The sequence below is a fragment of the Streptomyces sp. NPDC047085 genome (assembly GCF_040643735.1).
GTDB lineage: Bacteria > Actinomycetota > Actinomycetes > Streptomycetales > Streptomycetaceae > Streptomyces.
In genome coordinates this window covers 115,507-135,780 of record NZ_JBEYUW010000005.1, presented here as the reverse complement: position 1 = coordinate 135,780, position 20,274 = coordinate 115,507, and the positions used below count along the sequence as shown (strand labels likewise).

General features: G+C 72.0%; 17 protein-coding genes. 4 read left to right on the top strand and 13 right to left on the bottom strand.

Translation table 11 applies throughout. From position 1 onward, the window contains the following. Nucleotides 1-17 precede the first annotated feature (17 nt). The 11 genes from ABZ865_RS19295 to ABZ865_RS19245 all read right to left on the bottom strand — a co-directional run bounded on the left by ABZ865_RS19295 (nt 18) and on the right by ABZ865_RS19245 (nt 14,000). The gene (locus ABZ865_RS19295; protein ID WP_361231485.1) at nt 18-1,178 is read right to left on the bottom strand and encodes an acyl-CoA dehydrogenase family protein; all 1,161 of its coding nucleotides are present in this window, start codon (nt 1,176-1,178) and stop codon (nt 18-20) included. 7 nt (nt 1,179-1,185) lie between these two features. Beyond that, nucleotides 1,186-3,039 (bottom strand): biotin carboxylase N-terminal domain-containing protein, encoded by a 1,854-nt coding sequence (locus ABZ865_RS19290; protein WP_361231483.1) that lies wholly within the window; start codon nt 3,037-3,039, stop codon nt 1,186-1,188. 5 nt (nt 3,040-3,044) lie between these two features. Then, entirely contained in the window at nt 3,045-4,643 is a 1,599-nt protein-coding gene (locus ABZ865_RS19285; RefSeq protein WP_361231481.1) for a carboxyl transferase domain-containing protein, read from the bottom strand. Further along, a complete protein-coding gene (locus ABZ865_RS19280) occupies nt 4,640-6,325 on the bottom strand; it encodes an acyclic terpene utilization AtuA family protein (protein WP_361231479.1) in 1,686 nt (561 codons plus the stop codon). Before ABZ865_RS19280 ends, ABZ865_RS19285 begins: the two co-directional genes overlap by 4 nt. After that, complete coding sequence (locus tag ABZ865_RS19275; RefSeq protein ID WP_361231477.1) at nt 6,322-7,119, bottom strand: TIGR03084 family metal-binding protein; 798 nt, start codon at nt 7,117-7,119, stop codon at nt 6,322-6,324. The genes ABZ865_RS19280 and ABZ865_RS19275 overlap by 4 nt, the downstream gene beginning before the upstream one ends. A gap of 173 nt (nt 7,120-7,292) precedes the next feature. Next, nucleotides 7,293-7,499: a hypothetical protein gene (locus ABZ865_RS19270; protein ID WP_361231475.1), complete on the bottom strand. Its 207-nt coding sequence runs from the start codon at nt 7,497-7,499 to the stop codon at nt 7,293-7,295. Further along, the gene (locus ABZ865_RS19265; RefSeq protein ID WP_361231473.1) at nt 7,489-7,851 is read right to left on the bottom strand and encodes a DUF6247 family protein; all 363 of its coding nucleotides are present in this window, start codon (nt 7,849-7,851) and stop codon (nt 7,489-7,491) included. Before ABZ865_RS19265 ends, ABZ865_RS19270 begins: the two co-directional genes overlap by 11 nt. A 109-nt stretch (nt 7,852-7,960) precedes the next feature. After that, nucleotides 7,961-8,959, bottom strand: coding sequence for an EamA family transporter (locus ABZ865_RS19260; protein ID WP_361231471.1), 999 nt, complete (start codon nt 8,957-8,959; stop codon nt 7,961-7,963). 99 nt (nt 8,960-9,058) lie between these two features. Continuing rightward, nucleotides 9,059-10,180, bottom strand: coding sequence for a peptidoglycan bridge formation glycyltransferase FemA/FemB family protein (locus tag ABZ865_RS19255; protein ID WP_361231469.1), 1,122 nt, complete (start codon nt 10,178-10,180; stop codon nt 9,059-9,061). A gap of 32 nt (nt 10,181-10,212) precedes the next feature. Beyond that, on the bottom strand, nt 10,213-11,004 hold the full coding sequence (locus tag ABZ865_RS19250) for a metallophosphoesterase family protein (protein WP_361231466.1): 792 nt from the start codon (nt 11,002-11,004) through the stop codon (nt 10,213-10,215). Then, nucleotides 11,001-14,000 (bottom strand): FAD-binding and (Fe-S)-binding domain-containing protein, encoded by a 3,000-nt coding sequence (locus ABZ865_RS19245; RefSeq protein ID WP_361231464.1) that lies wholly within the window; start codon nt 13,998-14,000, stop codon nt 11,001-11,003. Before ABZ865_RS19245 ends, ABZ865_RS19250 begins: the two co-directional genes overlap by 4 nt. A gap of 156 nt (nt 14,001-14,156) precedes the next feature. Here ABZ865_RS19245 and serC point away from each other — a divergent pair, with 156 nt between their 5' ends. Then, nucleotides 14,157-15,275: a phosphoserine transaminase gene (serC, locus tag ABZ865_RS19240; RefSeq protein WP_361231462.1), complete on the top strand. Its 1,119-nt coding sequence runs from the start codon at nt 14,157-14,159 to the stop codon at nt 15,273-15,275. A gap of 62 nt (nt 15,276-15,337) precedes the next feature. Here serC and ABZ865_RS19235 read toward each other — a convergent pair whose 3' ends face one another. Further along, nucleotides 15,338-16,321: a WD40 repeat domain-containing protein gene (locus ABZ865_RS19235; RefSeq protein WP_361231460.1), complete on the bottom strand. Its 984-nt coding sequence runs from the start codon at nt 16,319-16,321 to the stop codon at nt 15,338-15,340. Between the two features lie 117 nt (nt 16,322-16,438). On the opposite strand from ABZ865_RS19235, the gene ABZ865_RS19230 reads away from it, so the two are divergent. Together ABZ865_RS19230 and ABZ865_RS19225 are read left to right on the top strand one after the other, a co-directional pair. After that, nucleotides 16,439-17,122 carry an SGNH/GDSL hydrolase family protein gene (locus tag ABZ865_RS19230; RefSeq protein ID WP_361231458.1) on the top strand — a complete coding sequence of 228 codons (684 nt, stop codon included), beginning with the start codon at nt 16,439-16,441 and terminating at the stop codon, nt 17,120-17,122. Between the two features lie 87 nt (nt 17,123-17,209). Beyond that, a complete protein-coding gene (locus tag ABZ865_RS19225) occupies nt 17,210-17,803 on the top strand; it encodes a Uma2 family endonuclease (protein WP_361231456.1) in 594 nt (197 codons plus the stop codon). Between the two features lie 11 nt (nt 17,804-17,814). Here the strand turns inward: ABZ865_RS19225 and ABZ865_RS19220 are convergent, their stop codons facing one another. Further along, nucleotides 17,815-18,858 (bottom strand): hypothetical protein, encoded by a 1,044-nt coding sequence (locus ABZ865_RS19220; RefSeq protein WP_361231454.1) that lies wholly within the window; start codon nt 18,856-18,858, stop codon nt 17,815-17,817. Nucleotides 18,859-19,092: 234 nt separating this feature from the next. Between ABZ865_RS19220 and ABZ865_RS19215 the strand changes: the two genes are divergently transcribed. Continuing rightward, nucleotides 19,093-20,088, top strand: coding sequence for an aldo/keto reductase (locus ABZ865_RS19215; RefSeq protein WP_361231452.1), 996 nt, complete (start codon nt 19,093-19,095; stop codon nt 20,086-20,088). The last annotated feature ends 186 nt before the right edge of the window (nt 20,089-20,274 follow it).

Genomic DNA, 20,274 nt, shown 5'->3' with positions numbered 1-20,274 from the left:
CGGCTGCCGGTGGTGGCCTAGTACGACTTGGGCAGGCCCAGGGTCTGGTGGGAGACGTAGTTGAGAATCATCTCCCGGCTCACCGGAGCAATACGAGCCACGCGCGCGGCCGTTATCAACGAGGCGAGCCCGTATTCGCGCGTGAGGCCGTTGCCGCCGAGGGTGTGCACGGCCTGGTCGACGGCCTTCACACAGGCCTCCCCGGCCGCGTACTTGGCCATGTTGGCGGCCTCGCCCGCGCCGATGTCGTCGCCGGCGTCGTAGAGATGGGCCGCCTTCTGCATCATCAGCCGGGCCAGTTCCAGGTCGATGTGCGCCTGCGCCAGGGGGTGGGCGATCGCCTGGTGGGCGCCGATGGGCGCTTTCCAGACGGTGCGGTCGCGGGCGTACTCGATCGCCTTGGTGAGCGCGTAGCGGCCCATGCCGATCGCGAACGCGGCCGTCATGATCCGTTCGGGGTTGAGCCCGGCGAACAGTTGCAGCAGGCCGGCGTCCTCGTCGCCGACGAGTGCGTCGGCGGGGAGCCGTACGTCGTCCAGGACCAGCTCGAACTGCTTCTCGGCGGCGTTGAGTTCCATGTCGATGGGGTGCTTCTGGAAGCCCTCGGCGTCCGTCGGGACGATGAACAGGCAGGGCTTGAGGCGTCCGGTGCGGGCGTCCTCGGTGCGGCCGACGACGAGGACGGCGTCGGCCATGTCGACGCCGGAGATGAAGACCTTGCGGCCGGTGAGGAGCCAGTCGGCGCCGTCCCGGCGGGCGGTGGTGGTGATGCGGTGGCTGTTGGAGCCGGCGTCGGGTTCGGTGATGCCGAAGGCCATGAGGCGGGTGCCGTCGGCGAGCCCGGGGAGCCAGGTGCGCTTCTGTTCCTCGGTGCCGAAGCGGGAGATGACCGTGCCGCAGATGGCGGGTGACACGACGAGCATGAGCAGCGGGGATCCCGCCGCCCCCAGCTCTTCGAGCACGATGGAGAGTTCCGTGATGCCGCCGCCTCCGCCGCCGTGCTCCTCGGGGAGGTTGACGCCGAGGTAGCCGAGTTTGCCTGCCTCGGCCCAGAGTTCGGTGAGGGGCTTTCCTTCGGCGATGGTGCGGGTGAGGTAGTCGCGGCCGTAGCGCTTGCCGAGGGCGGCGACGGCGGATCGGAGGGCCTTGTGCTCTTCGGACTCGATGACGGCGGTCATGGGGCTCCTAAGAAGAGGTTTCCTGTACGACGGCGAGCAACATGCCGGGTTCCACCTGCTGCCCGGGTGTGGCGTGCAGGGCGGTGAGGGTGCCGGCGGCCGGAGCCGAGATCTGGTGCTGCATCTTCATCGCCTCCAGCCAGATCAGGGGCTGGCCGGCCTGGACGGTGGCGCCCTCGGTCAGTCCCTCGGCGATGCGGACGACCGTGCCCGGCATCGGGGCCAGGAGGGAGCCGGGGGCGAACTGGGCCGTCGGGTCGGGAAAGCGGGGCAGGGCGGTGAGGGCGGTGGTGTTGACGTAGACCCGGTCGCCGTAGCGTGTGACGTCGAACGCGCGCTGTACGCCGTCCACTTCGAGGACGACCCGGCGCGGGCCGGCGTGGACGACCCGCACTCCGTCGGCCGTGAGGCCGTCCCTGGTGTGCCGGTAGCGGACCTCGTGTTCCTCGCCCGCCATCTCGTACCGCTTGACCTGCGGTTGTGACGGCAGGTTGCGCCAGCCGCCGAAGCGGGAGCGGCCGTGGGTGTCGGCGAGGGCCGCGGCGAGGGGGGCGTACGGGTCGGGGTCGGGGGTGGTGAGGTCGGTGAGGTGGCGGTCGTAGAAGCCGGTGTCCATGCGGCCGCCGGTGAACTCCTCGTGCCGCAGTGAGCGGATGAGCAGGTCCCGGTTGGTGACCGGGCCGTGGAGTTCCGCTCGCTCCAGCGCGCCCGCGAGCCTGCGGATCGCCTCCGCGCGCGTGGGGGCGTGGGCGACGATCTTGGCGAGCATGGGGTCGTAGTGGACGCCGATGGTGTCGCCGTCGGTGTAGCCGGTGTCGAGGCGGATGCCGTCGGGTACGGCGAGGCGGTGCAGGGTGCCGGTCTGGGGGGCCCAGCCCTGGGCGGGGTCCTCGGCGTACAGGCGGGCCTCGACGGCGTGGCCGCGCGCGCGTGGCAGGGTCGTTTCCAGGGCCAGGCCCTCGGCGACGCGGATCTGTTCGGCGACCAGGTCGAGGCCGAAGACCGCCTCGGTGACGGGGTGTTCGACCTGGAGGCGGGTGTTCATCTCCAGGAAGTGGGCTTTGCCGTCGGCGACCAGGAACTCGACCGTGCCGGCGCCCACGTAGGACACGGCGCGGGCGGCGCGGACGGCCAGCGTGTCCAGTTCGCCGGCGAGTCGGGAGGTCAGACCGGGTGCCGGGGCCTCCTCGACGACCTTCTGGTGGCGGCGCTGGAGGGAGCAGTCGCGGGTGCCGAGGGTCCAGACGGTGCCGTGGGAGTCGGCGAGGATCTGCACCTCGACGTGGCGGCCCTGTTCGATGTAGGGCTCGGTGAAGACCTCGCCGTCGCCGAAGGCGCTCGCGGCCTCGGCGCGGGCGGCCTCCAGGGCGGCCGGGAGGTCCGCCAGGCGGCGTACGATCCGCATGCCGCGCCCGCCGCCGCCCGCGGCCGCCTTGACCAGTACGGGCAGGTCGGCCTCGGTGATCGCGGCCGCGTCGAGGGGCGCGAGGCCCATCAGTTCCTTGGCGCGGGTCTTGGAGGCCATCGCCTCGATCGCCTCGGGCGGCGGGCCGATCCAGATCAGGCCGGCGTCGAGGACGGCGCGGGCGAAGTCGGGGTTCTCGGAGAGGAAGCCGTAGCCGGGGTGGACGGCGTCGGCGCCGGCGGCCAGGGCCGCCTTCACGATCAGGTCGCCGCGCAGATACGTCTCCGCGGGCGTGGCTCCCGGCAGCCGTACCGCCGTGTCGGCCACGCGCGCGTGGAGCGCGTTCTCGTCGGCGTCCGAGTGCACGGCGACCGTCCGGATTCCCAGCTCACCGCAGGTGCGGAAGATCCGGCAGGCGATCTCGCCCCGGTTGGCGACCAGCAGTGTCGAAATCATGAGCCTCACATCCGGAAGACGCCGAAGCCACCGCGCGCGCCCTCGTAGGGGGCGGTGTGGATGGCCGACAGGCACAGGCCGAGGACGGTGCGGGTGTCGCGCGGGTCGATGACGCCGTCGTCGTAGAGCCGCCCGGACAAGAACATCGGCAGGGACTCGGACTCGATCTGCTGCTCCACCATCGCGCGCAGGGCGGCGTCCGCGTCCTCGTCGTACGGCGCTCCCTTCGCCGCCGCCGACTGCCGGGCGACGATGGACAGCACGCCGGCGAGCTGCTGGGGGCCCATGACGGCCGACTTGGCGCTGGGCCAGGCGAACAGGAAGCGGGGGTCGTAGGCGCGGCCGCACATGCCGTAGTGCCCGGCGCCGTACGAGGCCCCCATGAGGACGGACAGGTGCGGGACCCTGCTGTTGCTGACCGCGTTGATCATCATCGAGCCGTGCTTGATGATCCCGCCCTGCTCGTACTCCTTGCCGACCATGTAGCCGGTGGTGTTGTGCAGGAAGAGCAGCGGGATGTCGCGCTGGTTGGCGAGCTGGATGAACTGGGCGGCCTTCTGCGACTCCTCGCTGAACAGGACGCCCTGGGCGTTGGCCAGGATGCCGATGGGGTAGCCGTGCAGGGCGGCCCAGCCGGTGGTCAGGCTCGTCCCGTAGAGCGGTTTGAACTCGTCGAAGTCGGAGCCGTCGACCAGGCGGGCGATGACCTCGCGCGGGTCGAACGGGGTCTTCAGGTCCGCGGGGACGATGCCGAGCAGCTCCTCCGGGTCGTACTTCGGCGGGGCCGCCGGACCCGGGTCCTCGTACGCCTTGCGGTGGTTGAGCCGGGCGATGACGCGCCGGGCCTGGCGCAGGGCGTCCGGCTCGTCCACGGCGAAGTAGTCGGCGAGGCCCGACACGCGCGCGTGCATCTCCGCGCCGCCCAGGGACTCGTCGTCGCTCTCCTCACCGGTCGCCATCTTCACCAGCGGCGGCCCGCCGAGGAACACCTTCGCGCGTTCCTTGACCATGATCACGTGGTCGGACATGCCGGGGATGTAGGCCCCGCCCGCGGTGGAGTTGCCGAAGACGACGGCGACGGTCGGGATGCCGGCGGCGGACAGCCGGGTGAGGTCGCGGAAGATGGCCCCGCCGGGGATGAAGATCTCCTTCTGCGAGGGCAGGTCGGCGCCGCCCGACTCGACCAGGCTGATGCAGGGCAGCCGGTTGGCGAGCGCGATGTCGTTGGCGCGCAGCGACTTCTTCAGCGTCCAGGGGTTGCTGGCGCCGCCGCGCACGGTCGGGTCGTTGGCGGTGATCAGGCACTCGACGCCCTCGACCACGCCGATGCCGGTGACCACGGACGCGCCGACGGTGTACTCACTGCCCCAGCCGGCCAGCGGGGACAGCTCCAGGAACGGGGTGTCCGGGTCGAGGAGCAGTTCGATCCGCTCGCGGGCGAGCAGCTTGCCGCGCCCCCGGTGCCGGGCGACGTACTTCTCGCCGCCGCCCGCGAGCGCCTTGGCGTGCTCGCTGTCCAGGTCGGCGAGTTTGGCGAGCATGGCCTCGCGGGCCGCCTGGTGCTCGGCGCCGTGCGGGTCCAGGCGGGACTCGAGAACCGTCATAGCAGGGCCTCCGGGATGTCCAGGTGGCGGGAGCGCAGCCATTCGCCGAGGGCCTTGGCCTGCGGGTCGAAGCGGTGCTGGGCGGCGACGCCGGCGCCGAGGATGCCCTCGACGACGAAGTTGAGGGCGCGCAGGTTCGGCAGGACGTGCCGGGTGACGGGCAGGTCCCGGGTCTCGGGCAGCAGCAGGCGGAACCTTTCGGCGGTCAGCTCGTGCGCGAGCCACCGCCAGGCCGCGTCGCCGGCGGACGGCCGCGCCCACACCCCGACGTTGGCGTTCCCGCCCTTGTCCCCGCTGCGGGCACCGGCGACGAGTCCGAGCGGGGCGCGTCGCGTGGGCCCGGTGGGCAGGGGGTCCGGGAGGGGCGGCTGGGGCAGGGTGTCGAGTACGCGGGTGTCCTGGGCCGGTGCCACAGGTGTGCGGCGGCCGTCATGGAGGACCGCCACATGGTCGACGGCACCATGGGGCACGTACACATCCTCGAAGACCCCATAGGGTGCGCCCTTTCCGGGGGGCGCGAGCACATGGAAGCCGGGGTAGCTGGCGAGGGCCAGCTCGATCGCGGCGCCGCTCAGCGGCCGTCCGACGACCCGCTCGTCGGGGTCGCGTACGACCAGCCGCAGCAGGGCACTGGCCGTCTCCTCGGTACCGGCGTCGGCGCGGTCGGTGCGGACCAGGTCCCAGCGGACCTCGGCGGGCGGGGACTTGGCGAGCGTCTCGCTCATCTGCTCGCGCACCAGCGCCGCCTTGGCCTCGATGTCGAGGCCGGTGAGGACGAAGGCGACCTCGTTGCGGAACCCGCCGAGCCGGTTCCGCCCCACCTTCAGGGTCGGCGGGGGCGCCTCACCGCGCACGCCCTCGATCCGCACCCGGTCCGGCCCGTCCTGGCTCAGCCTTACGGTGTCCAGCCGGGCGGTGACGTCGGGCCCGGCGTACCGGGCGCCGCCGGTCTCGTAGAGCAGCTGGGCGGTGACCGTGCCGACGTCGACGAAGCCGCCGGTGCCGGGGTGCTTGGTGATGACGCTGCTGCCGTCGGCGTGGAGCTCGGCGAGCGGGAAGCCGGGACGGCGTACGTCGCCCTCCTGGAAGAAGGCGTAGTTCCCGCCGGTCGCCTGGGTCCCGCACTCCAGCACGTGCCCGGCGACGACGGCGCCCGCGAGACGGTCGTACTCCCCGGGCCCCCAGCCGAAGTGGGCGGCGGCGGGCCCGGTGACGAGGGCCGCGTCGGTGACCCGGCCGGTGATCACGACGTCGGCGCCCGCCCGCAGGCACTCGGCGATGCCGAAGCCGCCGAGGTAGGCGTGGGCGGCGAGGGCGCCCGGGTGGGCGGCGGTCAGGTCGTCGCCCTCGACGCGTGCGACCCGCACCGGGATGCCGAGCCGGTCGGCCAGCTGCCGTACGGCGTCGGCGAGTCCGGCCGGGTTGAGGCCGCCCGCGTTGGTGACGATCCGCACCCCGCGCTCGTGGGCGAGGCCGAGGCAGTCCTCGAGTTGGCGCAGGAAGGTGCGGGCGTATCCGGCGGACGGGTCCTTCAGGCGGTCCCGTCCCAGGATGAGCATGGTGAGTTCGGCGAGGTAGTCGCCGGTGAGGACGTCGACCTCGCCGCCGGTGAGCATCTCGCGCAGGGCGGCCGCGCGGTCGCCGTAGAAGCCGGAGAAGTTGCCGATGCGCAGCACCGTCACGCCGGGTCCCCCTTCGGCGGGCGGCCGGTGCCGGGCGGGCCGGCGAAGGCCTGGGCGATGTCGAGCCAGCGGTCGGCGTCCGGGCCCTCGGCACGCAGGGCGAGGTCGGCGCGGTGGGCGCGCTGGGTGACCAGGAGGCAGAAGTCGAGGGCGGTCCCGGTGACGCGCTGCGGCGCGTCCTTGGGGCCGAAGGCCCAGACCTCACCGGAGGGCGCCAGGACCTCGACGCGGAACTCCTCCCCCGGCACGGGCAGTCCCCGCACCCCGAACGCGAAGTCTCGTGCCCGCACCCCGATGCGGACCACATGCCGGAGCCGGTCGGTGGGTGCGCGGACCACACCGAGGGCGTCCGCCACGTCCTGGCCGTGGGCCCAGGTCTCCATAAGGCGCCCGGTGGCCATGGAGGCGGCCGACATGGGCGGGCCGAACCAGGGGAAGCGCTTGCCCTGGGGGGCCGCCGCCCGCAGCGCCCGGTCGAGCGCGGCCCTGCCCTCCCGCCACCGGGCCAGCAGCTCGGCGGGCGCGAGGCGGGCGCCCTCGTCGGCGGCGTCGTCCACGAAGGAGTCGGGGGCGGAGAGCGCCTTCTCGACCACCTCCCGGAAGCCGCCCTCGTCCGTCACGGCGAGCAGGGCGGCCTGGTCGGTCCAGTGCAGGTGGGCGATCTGGTGGGCGATGCTCCAGCGCGCCGCGGGCGTCGCGAGCGCCCACTGCTCGTCGGTCAACTCGGCCACGATCAACTCGAGTTCGCGGCTTTCCTCACGCAGGTCGTCGAAGACGGGCGTCGGATCGGACATGGGGGGAGCATGGCAGCGCGGGGATAAACAATCAAGCGTGCTTGCATGAATTTACGCGGGTCAGGAGAAGCGGGCGGCTTTGAACTTTGAAGGGGATGCCGGGGACAACCGCTCTCACGGCAGGGGGTCGGGCGTGTCCTGCCAGATGGTCACGAGCTCCGAGCGGGGCGTGATCATGTAGACGAAGAAACCACCTGCCACGACCGCGTGCTTCGCCCCGTCATCGGCACCTGGTAGGCGGGTCCGTGAAGGCACAGCGCCTCCGCCGCCCGAACCAGTTCGTCGGCCGTCTTCTCGACCTCGGCGAGAAATGCGGGCGACGCCCCGGCGGCCACGGTCTCCTCGTCCGGGACGTCTCCCAGCGCCAGGTCACTCGGCATGCACCGCCCCGGACGCGGCGCGGTAGATGCCGGCGGCCGTGGCCAGATGGCGACGTGCCTCCTCCGGCTCCTCGGCCACGTGCGCGAGGTACTCGGCTCGGTGGTAGACCTTCGCCGTCTCCGGATGGCGCTCGATCTCGATCAGCGCCGCCCAGTGGTCGAGGTACGCGTGCACCGGCTTGAGCGAACCCTGTTCCACGGCTTCACCCAAGGCCTGATCCTTGGCCCGGTCGTAGGTGGCGAGGAGCTGCGGGGCGACCACGGCACAGGCGGCGCGCAGGGCAGCCGGTGTGCGCTCCGGCCGGGGGATCACCGGCCCGTCCCCAGCCGCTTCGGTGTGCTGCAGACTCATGCGCCGTTCCCTTCGTGCCCTCGGCCGACGCTCCGGCCGAGCCGGGGCCGGCGGATCGGGGCACCGCCCCGACTCTAGTCCCCTCACACCTCACCGTGCCGCAAGAACGTCACGGAGCGACGGCCGGCTCCTTCGCCCTTCCCCGTCCCACCTGCGTGCGCACCGCGCCGATGCTTGCCGCGATGACCAGGGCGATGGCGGCGGTCTGGGCGAGGGAGAGGGACTGGCCGAGGATCAGGAAGCCGGCGGTGGCCGCGATGGCCGGTTCCAGGCTCATGAGGATGGCGAAGGTGGAGGCGGGCAGGCGGCGCAGGGCCAGGAGTTCGAGGGTGTAGGGCAGCACCGAGGAGAGCAGGGCCACCGCCGAGCCGAGGGCGAGGGTGGTGGGGTTCAGCAGGCGGCTGCCGGCCTCGGCGATGCCCAGCGGGAGGAAGAGGAGCGCGGCCACCGCCATGGCGAGGGCCAGCCCGTCCGCCTGGGGAAAGCGGCGGCCCGTCCGCGCGCTGAAAACGATGTAGGCCGCCCACATGGCGCCGGCACCCAGGGCGAAGGCGACACCTATGGGGTCGAGGTCGCTGAAGCCTCCGCCGCCCAGCAGGAAGACACCCCCGAGCGCCAGGCCCGCCCACAGCGCGTTGATCGCGCGGCGGGAGGCGAGGACGGACAGGGCCAGCGGTCCGAGGACTTCGAGGGTGACGGCGGGGCCCAGCGGGATGCGGGCGACCGACTCGTAGAACAGGCCGTTCATCGCGCCCATGGTGATGCCGAAGACGACCACCGTGCCCCAGTCGGTGCGCGAGTGGCCGCGCAGGCGCGGGCGGCAGACCAGGAGCAGGACGACGGCCGCCGCCAGCAGTCGCAGGGTCACGACGCCCAGCGCGCCGGCCCTCGGCATCAGGGTCACCGCGAGCGCCCCGCCGAACTGGACCGAGACCCCGCCGGCCAGCACCAGCCCGACGGGACCGAACGAGCCGAGGGAGGTGCGCGGCGCTCCGGCGGGAGCGACCGGGGTCGGCGTGGCGGCACTGGCCGCACTTGCGGCACTGGCGGTGCCGGGGGCGCTGGAGGGGGTCACGGGCGGTCCAGGTGCTTGATCGGGTTCGTTCATCGCGATGTACTACCGAGTCCAGGGTAATGGACTTAGTCAGGAGTGTGAACCCTTTATGTAGCTGTACTGGATGCTGAGCCCGGAGGAGATGGAAGAGGATCAGCGCCGGGACATGTAGACGTCGAGCGCCTTGTGCAGCAGGCGGTTCAGCGGGAAGTCCCACTCGCCCAGGTACTCCACGGCCTCGCCGCCCGCGCCCACCTTGAAGCGGAGCAGCCCGAGCAGGTGGTTGGACTCCTCCAGGGTGTCGGTGATGCCCCGGAAGTCGTAGACGTGGGCGCCGAGTTCGTGGGCGTCGGCCATCATCCGCCACTGCATGGCGTTGTTGGGCTGGACCTCGCGCTTGCGGCTGGTGGAGGCGCCGTAGGAGTACCAGACGTGGCCGCCGACGATCAGCATGGTGGCCGCCGCGAGCACGTCGCCCTCGTGGTGCGCGAGGTACAGCCGCATGCGGTCGGGGTGTTCGGCGGCGAGCGCCGTCCACATCCGCTGGAAGTACGGCAGCGGGCGCGGAATGAATTGGTCGCGCTCGGCGGTCTCGGTGTAGATGCCGTAGAAGACCGGCAGGTCCTCGTAGCCCCCGCGGACGACCTTCACGCCCGCCTTCTCGGCCTTCTTGATGTTGCGCCGCCACTGCTGGTTCAGCCCGCGGTGGATGTCGTCCGACGACCGCCCGGCGAACGGAACCTGGCTGACGTACCGGGGCTGTCCGGCGGCGAAGCCCTCCTCGCTGCCCGGCTCGGCCTGCCGCCAGCCCAGGCGGCGCAGCCGCTCCGCGACCTCCCCGGCGCCCGGCTCGTACGACGTCGCCTCCGCGTCCCGCAGCCGGTGCGCGGCCGGGTCGGCGATCGCGGCCTTGACCGCCTCGGGGCTCCACCGCCGCAGCACCACGGGCGGCCCCATCTTCACCGAGAAGGCACCGCGCCCCTTCAGGTAGGCCAGCAGCGGGTCCAGCCAGCGCTCCAGGTCGGGCGCGTGCCAGTCGATGACCGGCCCCTCCGGCAGATAGGCCAGGTACCGCTTCACCTTGGGCAGCGGCCGCAGCAGCACCAGCCCCACCCCGACGAGCCGCCCGTCCGCCTCGAACCAGCCCAGGCTCTCCGCCCGCCAGTCGGGCTTCACATCGCCCCAGGACGGCAGCTGCATATGGCTGACCGAGGGCAGCGCGGACACGAAGGCCAGATGCTCGGCGCGGGTGATGGGCCGCAGTGTCAGGGTCATGCGCGCTACTCCTCCAAGATCGCTCGTCCCGCTCACCCTACGGAGTCGGCCCTCCCGTCCCTCGGCCCGAACGCCGCCAGCACCTCCGTGTCCGTCGCCCGCGCGTGCAGGAAGTAGTCGGCCCACTCGGCGATGTCGGGGTAGGCGCACTCGGCGGTGAGGCGGGAGACGGCCGCCGGGATGTCGTACGACGTCACGCGCAGGTCGGCTCCGGGGCCGAGGAGGCACCAGTGGGCGCCGGGCCGGCCGTAGGGCATGCCGACGCTGCCCGGGTTGACCACCAGACGGCCGTGGGCCAGACGGACGTACGGCATGTGGGTGTGGCCGCAGACGACGGTGCCGATGCCGGGTGGGAGGCCGGTGAAGACCTCGGCCCAGCGGGCGGGGCGGGAGTCGACCAGCACCACCTCCTCGTCGTCGCGCGGGGTGGCGTGGCAGAACAGCACCGTGCCGAGGCCCCGGACGCGCAGGGTGAGGGTGCGGGGCAGGGCGGCGAGGAAGTCGACCTGTTCGTCGCGCAGGGCCCGCGCGGCGAACGGGCCGATGGGGTCCGGGATCTCCGTCCGCTCGCCGCGCCGGTACTCCACCAGTTCCCGGTCCGCGTTCCCGCCGACCCACAGCACCCGCTCGCCCTGTTCCCGCAGCAGGTCCAGCACCTCGGCCGGCTGCGGGCCCGCCGTGATGTCGCCGGTGAGGACGATCCGGTCGGCGGCTGCCACCTCCGGCTCCGCCAGAACCGACTCCAGAGCCGGCAACACCCCGTGGATGTCGGAGAGGACCGCCAACCTGCCGTATTCCTCGCCCACTTCGCCGGGCTCGCTCACTTCGCCACCTCCGACCCCTGCTCCGCGCTGTCCAGCGCCTCCGCCAGCACCTCGGCCAGATGCCGCCCCCGCACTCCGGCCAGCTGCTCCAGCTGGGTGCGGCAGGAGAAGCCGTCCGCGAGGATCACCGTCCCCTCGGCCGCACCCCGTACCGACGGCAGCAGCTGTTCCTCCGCGCAGGCCCGGGCCACCTCGAAGTGCCCCTTCTCGAAACCGAAGTTGCCCGCGAGGCCGCAGCAGCCGCCGCTCAGCTCGCCGGTCAGGCCGGCGGACTCCCGCAGCCGGCGGTCGGCTCCGTCGCCGAGGACCGCGTGCTGATGGCAGTGGGTCTGCCCGGCGACCGGTCTGTCCACGGCGGGCGGCATCCAGTGGGGGGCATGCCGCTCCAGTGCCTCGGCGAAGGTGAGGACGGCGGCGGCCAGTCGGGGCGCGCGCGGGTCGTCGTGCAGGAGTTCCGGGAGGTCGGTGCGCAGGGCCGCAGCGCAGCTCGGCTCCAGGACGACGACGGGTGCGCCGGCCTCCAGCACCGGTTCCATCAGGTCCAGGGTGCGGCGCAACACCGCGCGGGCGCGGTCGAGTCGGCCGGTGGAGAGGTAGGTCAGGCCGCAGCAGACCCGGGACCGGCGGGCCGTGAGCAGCGCGGTCGCCGCCCTCGACCTGGCGTCCCCGACCGGGCGTCCGCGCAGCACCAGCGTCGGTGGCAGCGCCACCCGCAGCCCGGCGGCCTCCAGCACCCGGACGGCGGCCCGGCCGACGGACGGGGACAGGTGCTCGGTGAAGGTGTCCGGCCACAGCACGACGAGGTCGCCCGTGCCTCCGGCCGAGCCGCCCCCAGCTCCTTCGGCAGGCCTCCGCCCCCGCCACCACCCGGTGAACGTCCGCGTGGCCAGGCGCGGGATCTCCCGCTCGGCCGCGATCCCGCCCAGTCGCTTGCCCAGCCGTGCCAACGGCCCCACTGCAGCCAGCGCGTTGATCACGGGCGCCGCACGCGTCCGGGCTGCCCAGCGCAGCCAGACCGGCAGTGAGCCCATGCTGTAGTGGGCGGCCGGGCGGCGCCTGCCCGCGTAGTGGTGGTGGAGGAACTCCGCCTTGTAGGTGGCCATGTCGACGCCGACCGGGCAGTCCGAGCGACAGCCCTTGCAGGACAGGCACAGGTCCAGGGCGTCCCGGACCTCGGTGGAACGCCAGCCGTCGGTGACCAGGTCGCCCGCGAGCATCTCGTGCAGCAGACGCGCCCTCCCCCGCGTGGAGTGCTCCTCCTCGCCGGTCGCCCGGAAGGAGGGGCACATGACGGCGGGGCCGGCCGCCGTGGTCGTACGGCACTTGGCGACGCCGACGCAGCGGCGGACGGCCGCGCGGAAGTCGCGGCCGTCGGCCGGGTAGCCGAAGGCCACGTCCACCGGGCGGCGGGGCAGGACCGAGAAGCGGAGGTTGGCGTCCAGCGGGGCCGGGCGGACCAGCATGCCGGGGTTGAGGAGGTCGTCGGGGTCCCAGATCCCCTTGGCCCGCTCGAAGAGGCCCACCAGCTCGTCGCCGTACATCCGGGGCAGCAACTCCGCGCGGGCCTGTCCGTCGCCGTGCTCCCCGGACAGCGAGCCGCCGTGGGCGACCACCAGGTCGGCCAGTTCCCCGGAGAAGCGGCGGAAGCGGCCGATGCCCGCCTCGGTGAGCAGGTCGAAGTCGATGCGGACATGGATGCAGCCGTCGCCGAAGTGGCCGTACGGCGTGCCGCGCAGGCCGTGGGCGGCGAGCAGGGCGCGGAAGTCCCGCAGATAGGCGCCGAGCCGGGCGGGCGGCACCGCGCAGTCCTCCCAGCCGGGCCACGCCTCCCTGCCGTCGGGCATACGGGTCGCCGTACCGCTCGCGTCCTCCCGGATGCGCCACACGGCGCGCTGGGCGGCCGGGTCCGTCACGACCAGGAAGTCGAGCACGTCAGCCGCGCGGACGATCGCCTCCGCACGCGCGCGTGCCTCCCTCTCCGTCTGCCCTCCCGTCTCCACGAACAGCCAGGCACCGCCCCTGGGCAGCCCGGTCGGCGAGCGCACCAGGTCGGCCGCCATGCCCTCCACCGTCAGCGGGCCGAGCGGCAGCAGCCCGGCGGCGGCCTCGGCGGCCGCGCTCTCGTCGCCGTACGCCAGCACGGCCAGGGCACGCGCGCGTGGGGCCTCCACCAGCCGTACGACCGCCTCGGTGAGGATGCCGAAGGTGCCCTCGGAACCGCAGAAGGAGCGGGCGACGTCGGCGCCCCGCTCGGGCAGCAGGGCGTCCAGCGCGTAGCCGGAGATACGGCGGGGCAGGTCCGGGAAGCCGGTGCGCAGCCGGGCCAACTCGCCCTCGGCCAGGTCGCGCAGACCGTCCGGGGCGCCGGACCAGCCCTGTCCGAGCCGCAGCCGCTGCCCGCGCACGGTGACCACCGACAGCTCGCGCACACTGTCGGCCGTGGTCCCCCAGGCGACCGAGTGGGAGCCGCACGAGTTGTTGCCGATCATCCCGCCGAGCGTGCACCGGCTGTGCGTGGACGGGTCGGGGCCGAAGCGGAGCCCGTGCGGGGCGGCGGCCTCCTGGAGCCGGTCGAGGACGAGCCCCGGCTGCACGACGGCCGTACAGGCCTCGGGGTCGATCGACAGCAGTCGGTTCATGTGCCGGGTGAAGTCCAGCACCACGCCCGTGCCGGTCGCCTGCCCTGCGATCGACGTGCCCCCGCCACGCGCCACCACCGGCACCCCGTGCGCCCGGCACACCTCCAGCACGGCGGCCACGTCGTCACCGTCTCTCGGCGCGACCACCCCCATCGGGACACGCCGGTAGTTGGACGCGTCCATGGTGACGAGCGCCCTGGAGGTGACGTCGAAACCGACCTCACCCCGGACGGCCCCGCGCAGCTCCGCTTCGAGCCGCGAGAGATCCGCCGCAAGCCCCGATCGATGCGCCGCGAGCCGCGCGGCGTCCGCTGCGCGCCGCGCCTGATCCGCTCCAAGCTCCGAGTGATCCGTCATGCGTCCAGGATGCATCCGATCACGCACCGTCACCTGGACTTGTCCACAGGGCCGTAGTGATCGTCGTACTACCCGACAATTCCATGTCCCGGCGCTCTCGTCTCATCGGACGGACATGGTTCCGTCCCGTTTCGTCTAGCGGATACCCTCCGACTCGTGGCCGACATCCAGATTCCCGCTGACATCAAGCCCGCCGACGGACGCTTCGGCGCGGGTCCCTCCAAGGTGCGCACCGAGGCACTGGAGGCGCTCGCCGCCACCGGCAGCTCCCTGCTCGGCACCTCCCACCGCCAGGCCCCGGTCAAGAACCTGGTGGGCCAGGTCCGCGAAGGCATCAGCTCCCTGTTCTCCCTCCCGGACGGCTACGAGGTAGTCCTCGGCAACGGCGGCTCCACCGCCTTCTGGGACATCGCCACCCACGGCCTGATCGAGAACAAGTCCCAGCACCTCAGCTTCGGTGAGTTCTCCTCCAAGTTCGCCAAGGCCGCCAAGCTCGCGCCCTGGCTCGCCGAACCCACCGTCATCGCCACCGACCCCGGCACCCACCCCGAGGCGCAGGCCGAGGCGGGCGTCGACGTCTACGCCTTCACCCACAACGAGACCTCCACCGGTGTCGCCATGCCGATCAAGCGCGTGGCCGGCGCCGACGAGGGCGCCCTGGTCCTCGTGGACGCCACCTCCGGCGCGGGCGGCCTCCCGGTCGACATCGCCGAGACGGACGTCTACTACTTCGCCCCGCAGAAGTCCTTCGCCTCCGACGGCGGCCTGTGGATCGGCGTCTTCTCCCCGGCCGCGATCGAGCGCGCCGAGCGCGTCCACGCCTCCGGCCGCCACGTCCCGGAGTTCTTCTCGCTCCCCACGGCGATCGACAACTCCCGCAAGAACCAGACGTACAACACCCCGGCCCTCGCCACCCTCTTCCTGCTCAACCAGCAGCTGGAATGGCTCAACGGCCAGGGCGGTCTCGCCTTCTCCACGGCCCGCACCAAGGATTCCTCGACCCGCCTGTACAGCTGGGCGGAGGAGTCCAAGTACGCCACCCCGTTCGTCTCGGACCCGGCCAAGCGCTCTCAGGTCATCGGCACGATCGACTTCTCCGACGAGATCGACGCGTCCGCCGTCGCCAAGGTGCTGCGCGCCAACGGCATCGTGGACACCGAGCCGTACCGCAAGCTCGGCCGCAACCAGCTGCGCATCGCGATGTTCCCGGCGATCGACCCGGCGGACGTCGAGGCGCTGACGAAGTGCGTCGACTATGTGATCGAGAAGCTCTGACCTCTCCGGTCTCTCCGATACGAGGATGAGGGCGCCCGGTGTCACACCGGGCGCCCTCTTCTCTAGCCTCTGCGCCGCAGCCGCCGCAGCCCGAAGAGGGCGGCCGCGCCGACGGCGAGGACGACGGCGCCGACCTTCACACTCCCGGAGCCGACAGCGCTGTTGCTGTCGTCGGAGGCGGAACTCCCGCCGCTGGAGGGTGCCTTGCTCGCGCCCCCGTTTGGCGCGTCCTCCGCCTGCACCGCGCTGTCGGCCCCTTCACTGCCGTACATCAGCTTGGTGCCGTCGGCGGAGTACGAGAGGGACTCCCCCTGCCCCTGCAGGGGCACGTCGAGCCGGCCCTTCCGCTTGATCCTGCCGCCGTTCCAGTCGTAGGAGATACCGCCGAAGTACCCGCGTACGGCGAGCTGTCGGCCGTTCGGCGAGAAGGCGGCGTCGGTGGCCCAGAGGTCGACGGGGGCGACGGGCTTGAAGATGTTCGCGCCGGAGGTGGAGAGCTGCGCGGGGCCTTCGAAGAGATGCCCGCCGTCCTCCTTCTTGTCGATGATGTACACCCGTCCGGTCTTGGGGTGCACGATCAGCGACTCGGCGTCCCGGGGCCCGTCGGAGTACTTGACCACGTACTGCGTGGCCCTGACCGTCTCGTCCTTGAGCACCTTCGGCTCGGGCAGCCGGTAGATCCACACGTACGGCCACTTGCCGCCGAGGTTGTCGCCGATGTCGCCGACGTAGATCTGGTTGTCCGGCCCGATGGAGATGGCCTCCACGTCACGCGGGGAGCCGATGCCGCGCAGGGTCAGCGTGGCGACGGTCTTCCCCGTCGCGCTGTCCACGGCGTAGATGTACGGCCCGTCGTCGCTGTCGTTGTGCGTCCAGTAGATGCCCGGATGCTGACGGGAGGCGGCCAGGCCGCTGGACTCGGTGATCCTGGAATCCTTGATCGTGAACCCCTGGTCGCCAGGGCTGTCACCGTCGGCGGCGGAGGCGGGCAGCGCGCAGGCACCCGCGAGCAGGGCCCCGGCGAGCAGGGCGAACGGTCGGCGCATGCACCCAAGCCTGCCATCCCTTCCGGCGGTTCACGCAGGGCCGGGGGTGCAGGGGGCGTGGTGGGCTTCACACCCCCACGCACCCCACCCGCCCCCGAGATCGTCCATCATGAGCGGATGCTCAGGTTCATGCCCGTAGGTGACTCGATGACGATCGGGAGCGCGGGCGAACACACGTGGCGCTACCGGATGTGGCAGCACCTGCGGGAGACGTTCGGCGGCCCGTTCCAGATCGTCGGCCCGCGCGAGACGCTGTACGACAAGGCCCTGGACGCCCCGGCGTCCTACGAGTACGCCGACCCCGACTTCCCCCGCGCCCACCTGGCCGGCTGGGGCGAGGGCTGGCTGCACATGGCTCCGCTGATAGGCGAGGCGGTACGGGCCCACCGTGCCGATGTCCTGCTCGTCTCCCTCGGCCTGATCGACCTGGGCTTCTACACCAACGCCGAGCAGACGGCGGAGAACGTGCGCGCCTTCATCGCCGCCGCCCGAGAGGCCAACCCGCGCATCCGCATGGTCCTGCTGCCGGTGATCCCGAACGTCCGCGCCGAGGCGGACCCGCCGTTCGCCGAGCAGGTGGCCCTCTTCAATGTCCTGCTCGCCAAGACAGTCGCCGACCTGGACGAGCCCCGCTCGCCGATCCTGCTCGCCTCGCCTCCCGCGTCGTACGACATCCACATGGACACCTACGACGGCACGCATCCCAACGCGAGCGGGGAGCACCGGATCGCGGAAGCCTTCGCGGGGGCGATGTGGGAGGCGTGGGGCATCGGACATCCGTACGCGGCCGGAACAGGCTGACCGGTTTCCGGCGTCTCCTGGTCACGGTGCGTATCGTTGTACTGCGCGGCTGCACTGTCCGTGGGGCAGCCGGGGAGGAGCGCCACGATGACCGTCCTTGAAGACAGGATCGAGATGGCCGACGCCGACGCCAACACCAAGCGTTTGGACGAGTGGTTCGAGCGGCTGGAGCGTATGCCCGTCCCCGAGGGATTCAGGGTCGAGATCGTCGAGGGCAACGTTCACATGACGCCGCAGCGCGACACGCATTGGCTGATCATCCGCGAGTTTCTCTGGGCCCTCGAGGACAGGTTCGGAAGGAAGGTCAAGGTGTTCTCGGACGTCCGCATCGACTTCCCGGGCCACGAGAACGGCTTCTGCCCGGACATCGCCATGCTCAAGGACTCGGCGAAGCCGGACGACACAGGCCACTGGCGTTACCAGGACGTCGAGTTCGTCGCCGAGGTCATCTCCACGGGGACCGCCGCCAACGACTACGGCCCGAAGAAGACCGCCTACGCCACCGCCGAAGTCCCCCTCTACGTCATCGCCGACCCCTACCAGGGCCGGTGCTTCGTCTACACAGACCCCAAGGACGGCGACTACGAGAACCGGACGCCGGTGGACTTCGGCACCGACATCGACCTGACCGGAACCGTGGTCGACCTCGTCCTCAAGACCGACGACTTCCCCCGCGACTAGTCCCGCCGCGATCAGTCCCGGTCCAGCGCCCACACCAGCAGGGCGTCCCCCGACTCGGACGCCGTGCACCAGAGTCCGTCGCCCAGCGCGATGCCGGCCTGGGTGCCGACCGGGAGCGGGTAGGAGACCTCCACGGGTGTCCGCGCGCCCGAGGTGTCGATGGCCCAGTGCCGCCCCTCGCCCCACTCCTCGTCGCTCTCGACGGTCGAGCAGATCAGGGTCGTCTCGTCGATGAAGCCGCCCGCCCAGTCCCAGCAGGGAGACGCCTCGTCGTTGTCGGGCTCGGCGTCGGGATGCCGGGGTACGGCGGTCTCGGCGTCCCACTCCAGGCCGTCCAGGACCGAGCCGCGGCTGTCGCGGACGGCCAGCACGTCCTGGTCGTGCGCCACCGTCATCAGCCGCTCGCCCGACGGGCTCACACTCATCAGGGCCAGGTCCTCCGCGATGTGGTCGACGGCCATCGTCCGCCCGTCCCAACGGCCCCAGCGCAGTGGCGCCCCGTCCTGGCCCTCGCCGATGCTCAGCCCCATCTGCGTCGGATCGACCGGATGCGGCAGATGGTGGCTGCCCGCCGCCGCGGCCCCGGCGTCCGCCCGCGCGAGCAGCCGCCCGTCCTCGGCGTCCAGGAGCAGCCACTCGTCGATCGCCTTCGGGTCCAGCTCACCTGTGGTCAACGGGCCGCGCACATGCGCCCAGACGAACTTCCCGTCGGCCGAGAAGCCGGCGGAGCCGCCCTCCGGGTAGCGGTGATCCTTGCGGTCCGCGTATTCGTCGTAGGACGTGTGCATCTCCCGGCAGGCGCCGTACCAGCAGCCATGTCGGACCTCCCAGCGCGTTGCGCCCGAGGGTTCCACCGCCCGCACCGCGTGGACTCCCGCGAACACGGCCAGACTCGCGTCCGGCGCCACCGCCCACGTCCCGCGCCGGCTGGGCCAGGGCGCGGGCACCCGCACCCGCTCGCCCGTCGGCGCGAACGCGTCGTCCAACGCCTGGACGACGAGGGCGTCGTCGCAGCGCTGGGCGAGCAGCCGGCGTCCCGGCAGGCCAGACAGCACCGGGAACCCGCCCTCCGACAAGGGCAGAAGCGAAGGAACGGTGGCACAGAGCCGGGCACGGGCACGAGCAGGCACGCGAGTCTCCTGAAGTTCAAGGCTGCGCGCACCCTATGACACGCCTCTGACAACACGGCGGCCCCGGCGGCGGCACCGCACGTCACCACCTGGGGAATCTCCCTCGACGCGCTCGATTCGCTTGCTTAGAGCGCACTTCACGTCGTTGGCTAAGCAGTCATGGAGTACACGCAGCTAGGACGCACGGGACTCAAGGTCAGCCGGCTTGTGCTCGGCACGATGAACTTCGGTCCGCAGACCGGCGAAGCCGACTCTCACGCGATCATGGACGCGGCACTGGACGCGGGCATCAACTTCTTCGACACCGCCAACGTGTACGGCTGGGGTGAGAACAAGGGCCGTACCGAGGAGATCATCGGGAACTGGTTCACCCATGGCGGCGGGCGGCGCGAGAAGGTCGTGCTCGCCACCAAGGTGTACGGCAACATGCTTCCCGACGGCGAGACCGTCTGGCCCAACTTCGACAAGCTCTCCGCGCTGAACATCCGGCGCGCCGTGGACGCCAGCCTGAAGCGGCTGCAGACGGACTACATCGACCTCTACCAGTTCCACCACGTCGACCGGGACACCCCGTTCGACGAGATCTGGCAGGCCGTCGACGTCCTCGTCCAGCAGGGCAAGATCCTCTACGCCGGTTCCTCCAACTTCCCCGGCTACAAGATCGCCCAGGCGAACGAGACGGCCGCGCGGCGCGGCGGCACGATCGGCCTCGTCAGCGAGCAGTGCCTGTACAACCTGGCCGAGCGCCGCGCCGAGATGGAGGTCATCCCGGCCGCGCAGGAGTACGGCCTCGGGGTCATCCCCTGGTCGCCGCTGCACGGCGGTCTGCTCGGCGGGGTGATCAAGAAGGAGGCGCAGGGCGGGCGCCGCGCCTCCGGACGGGCCGCCGACACCCTGGCCGACCCGGCCGCCCGCGCGCAGATCCAGTCGTACGAGGACCTGCTCGACAAGCACGGTCTGGAGCCCGGCGAGGTGGGCCTGGCGTGGCTGCTGACCCGGCCCGGGGTGACCGGCCCGATCGTCGGCCCGCGCACCGCCGAGCAGCTGGAGTCCGCCCTGCGGGCGGTGGAGCTGAAGCTGAGCGAGGAACTGCTCACCGGCCTCGACGAGATCTTCCCGGGCCCGGGCCCGTCCCCGGAGGCGTTCGCCTGGTAGCACCCGCGGCCGGCAGTGCTTGCGGCCGGTGGTGGCTACGGCCGGTAGTGGCTACGGCCGGTAGTGGCTACGGCCGGTAGTGGCTACGGCCGACAGTGCCCGCGGCGGCGGTCTACCTGACCGCCGCCGCCACGGCGACTACCACCAGCAGGAGAACAAGCGCACCGGCCATGATCCGGTTCCGGG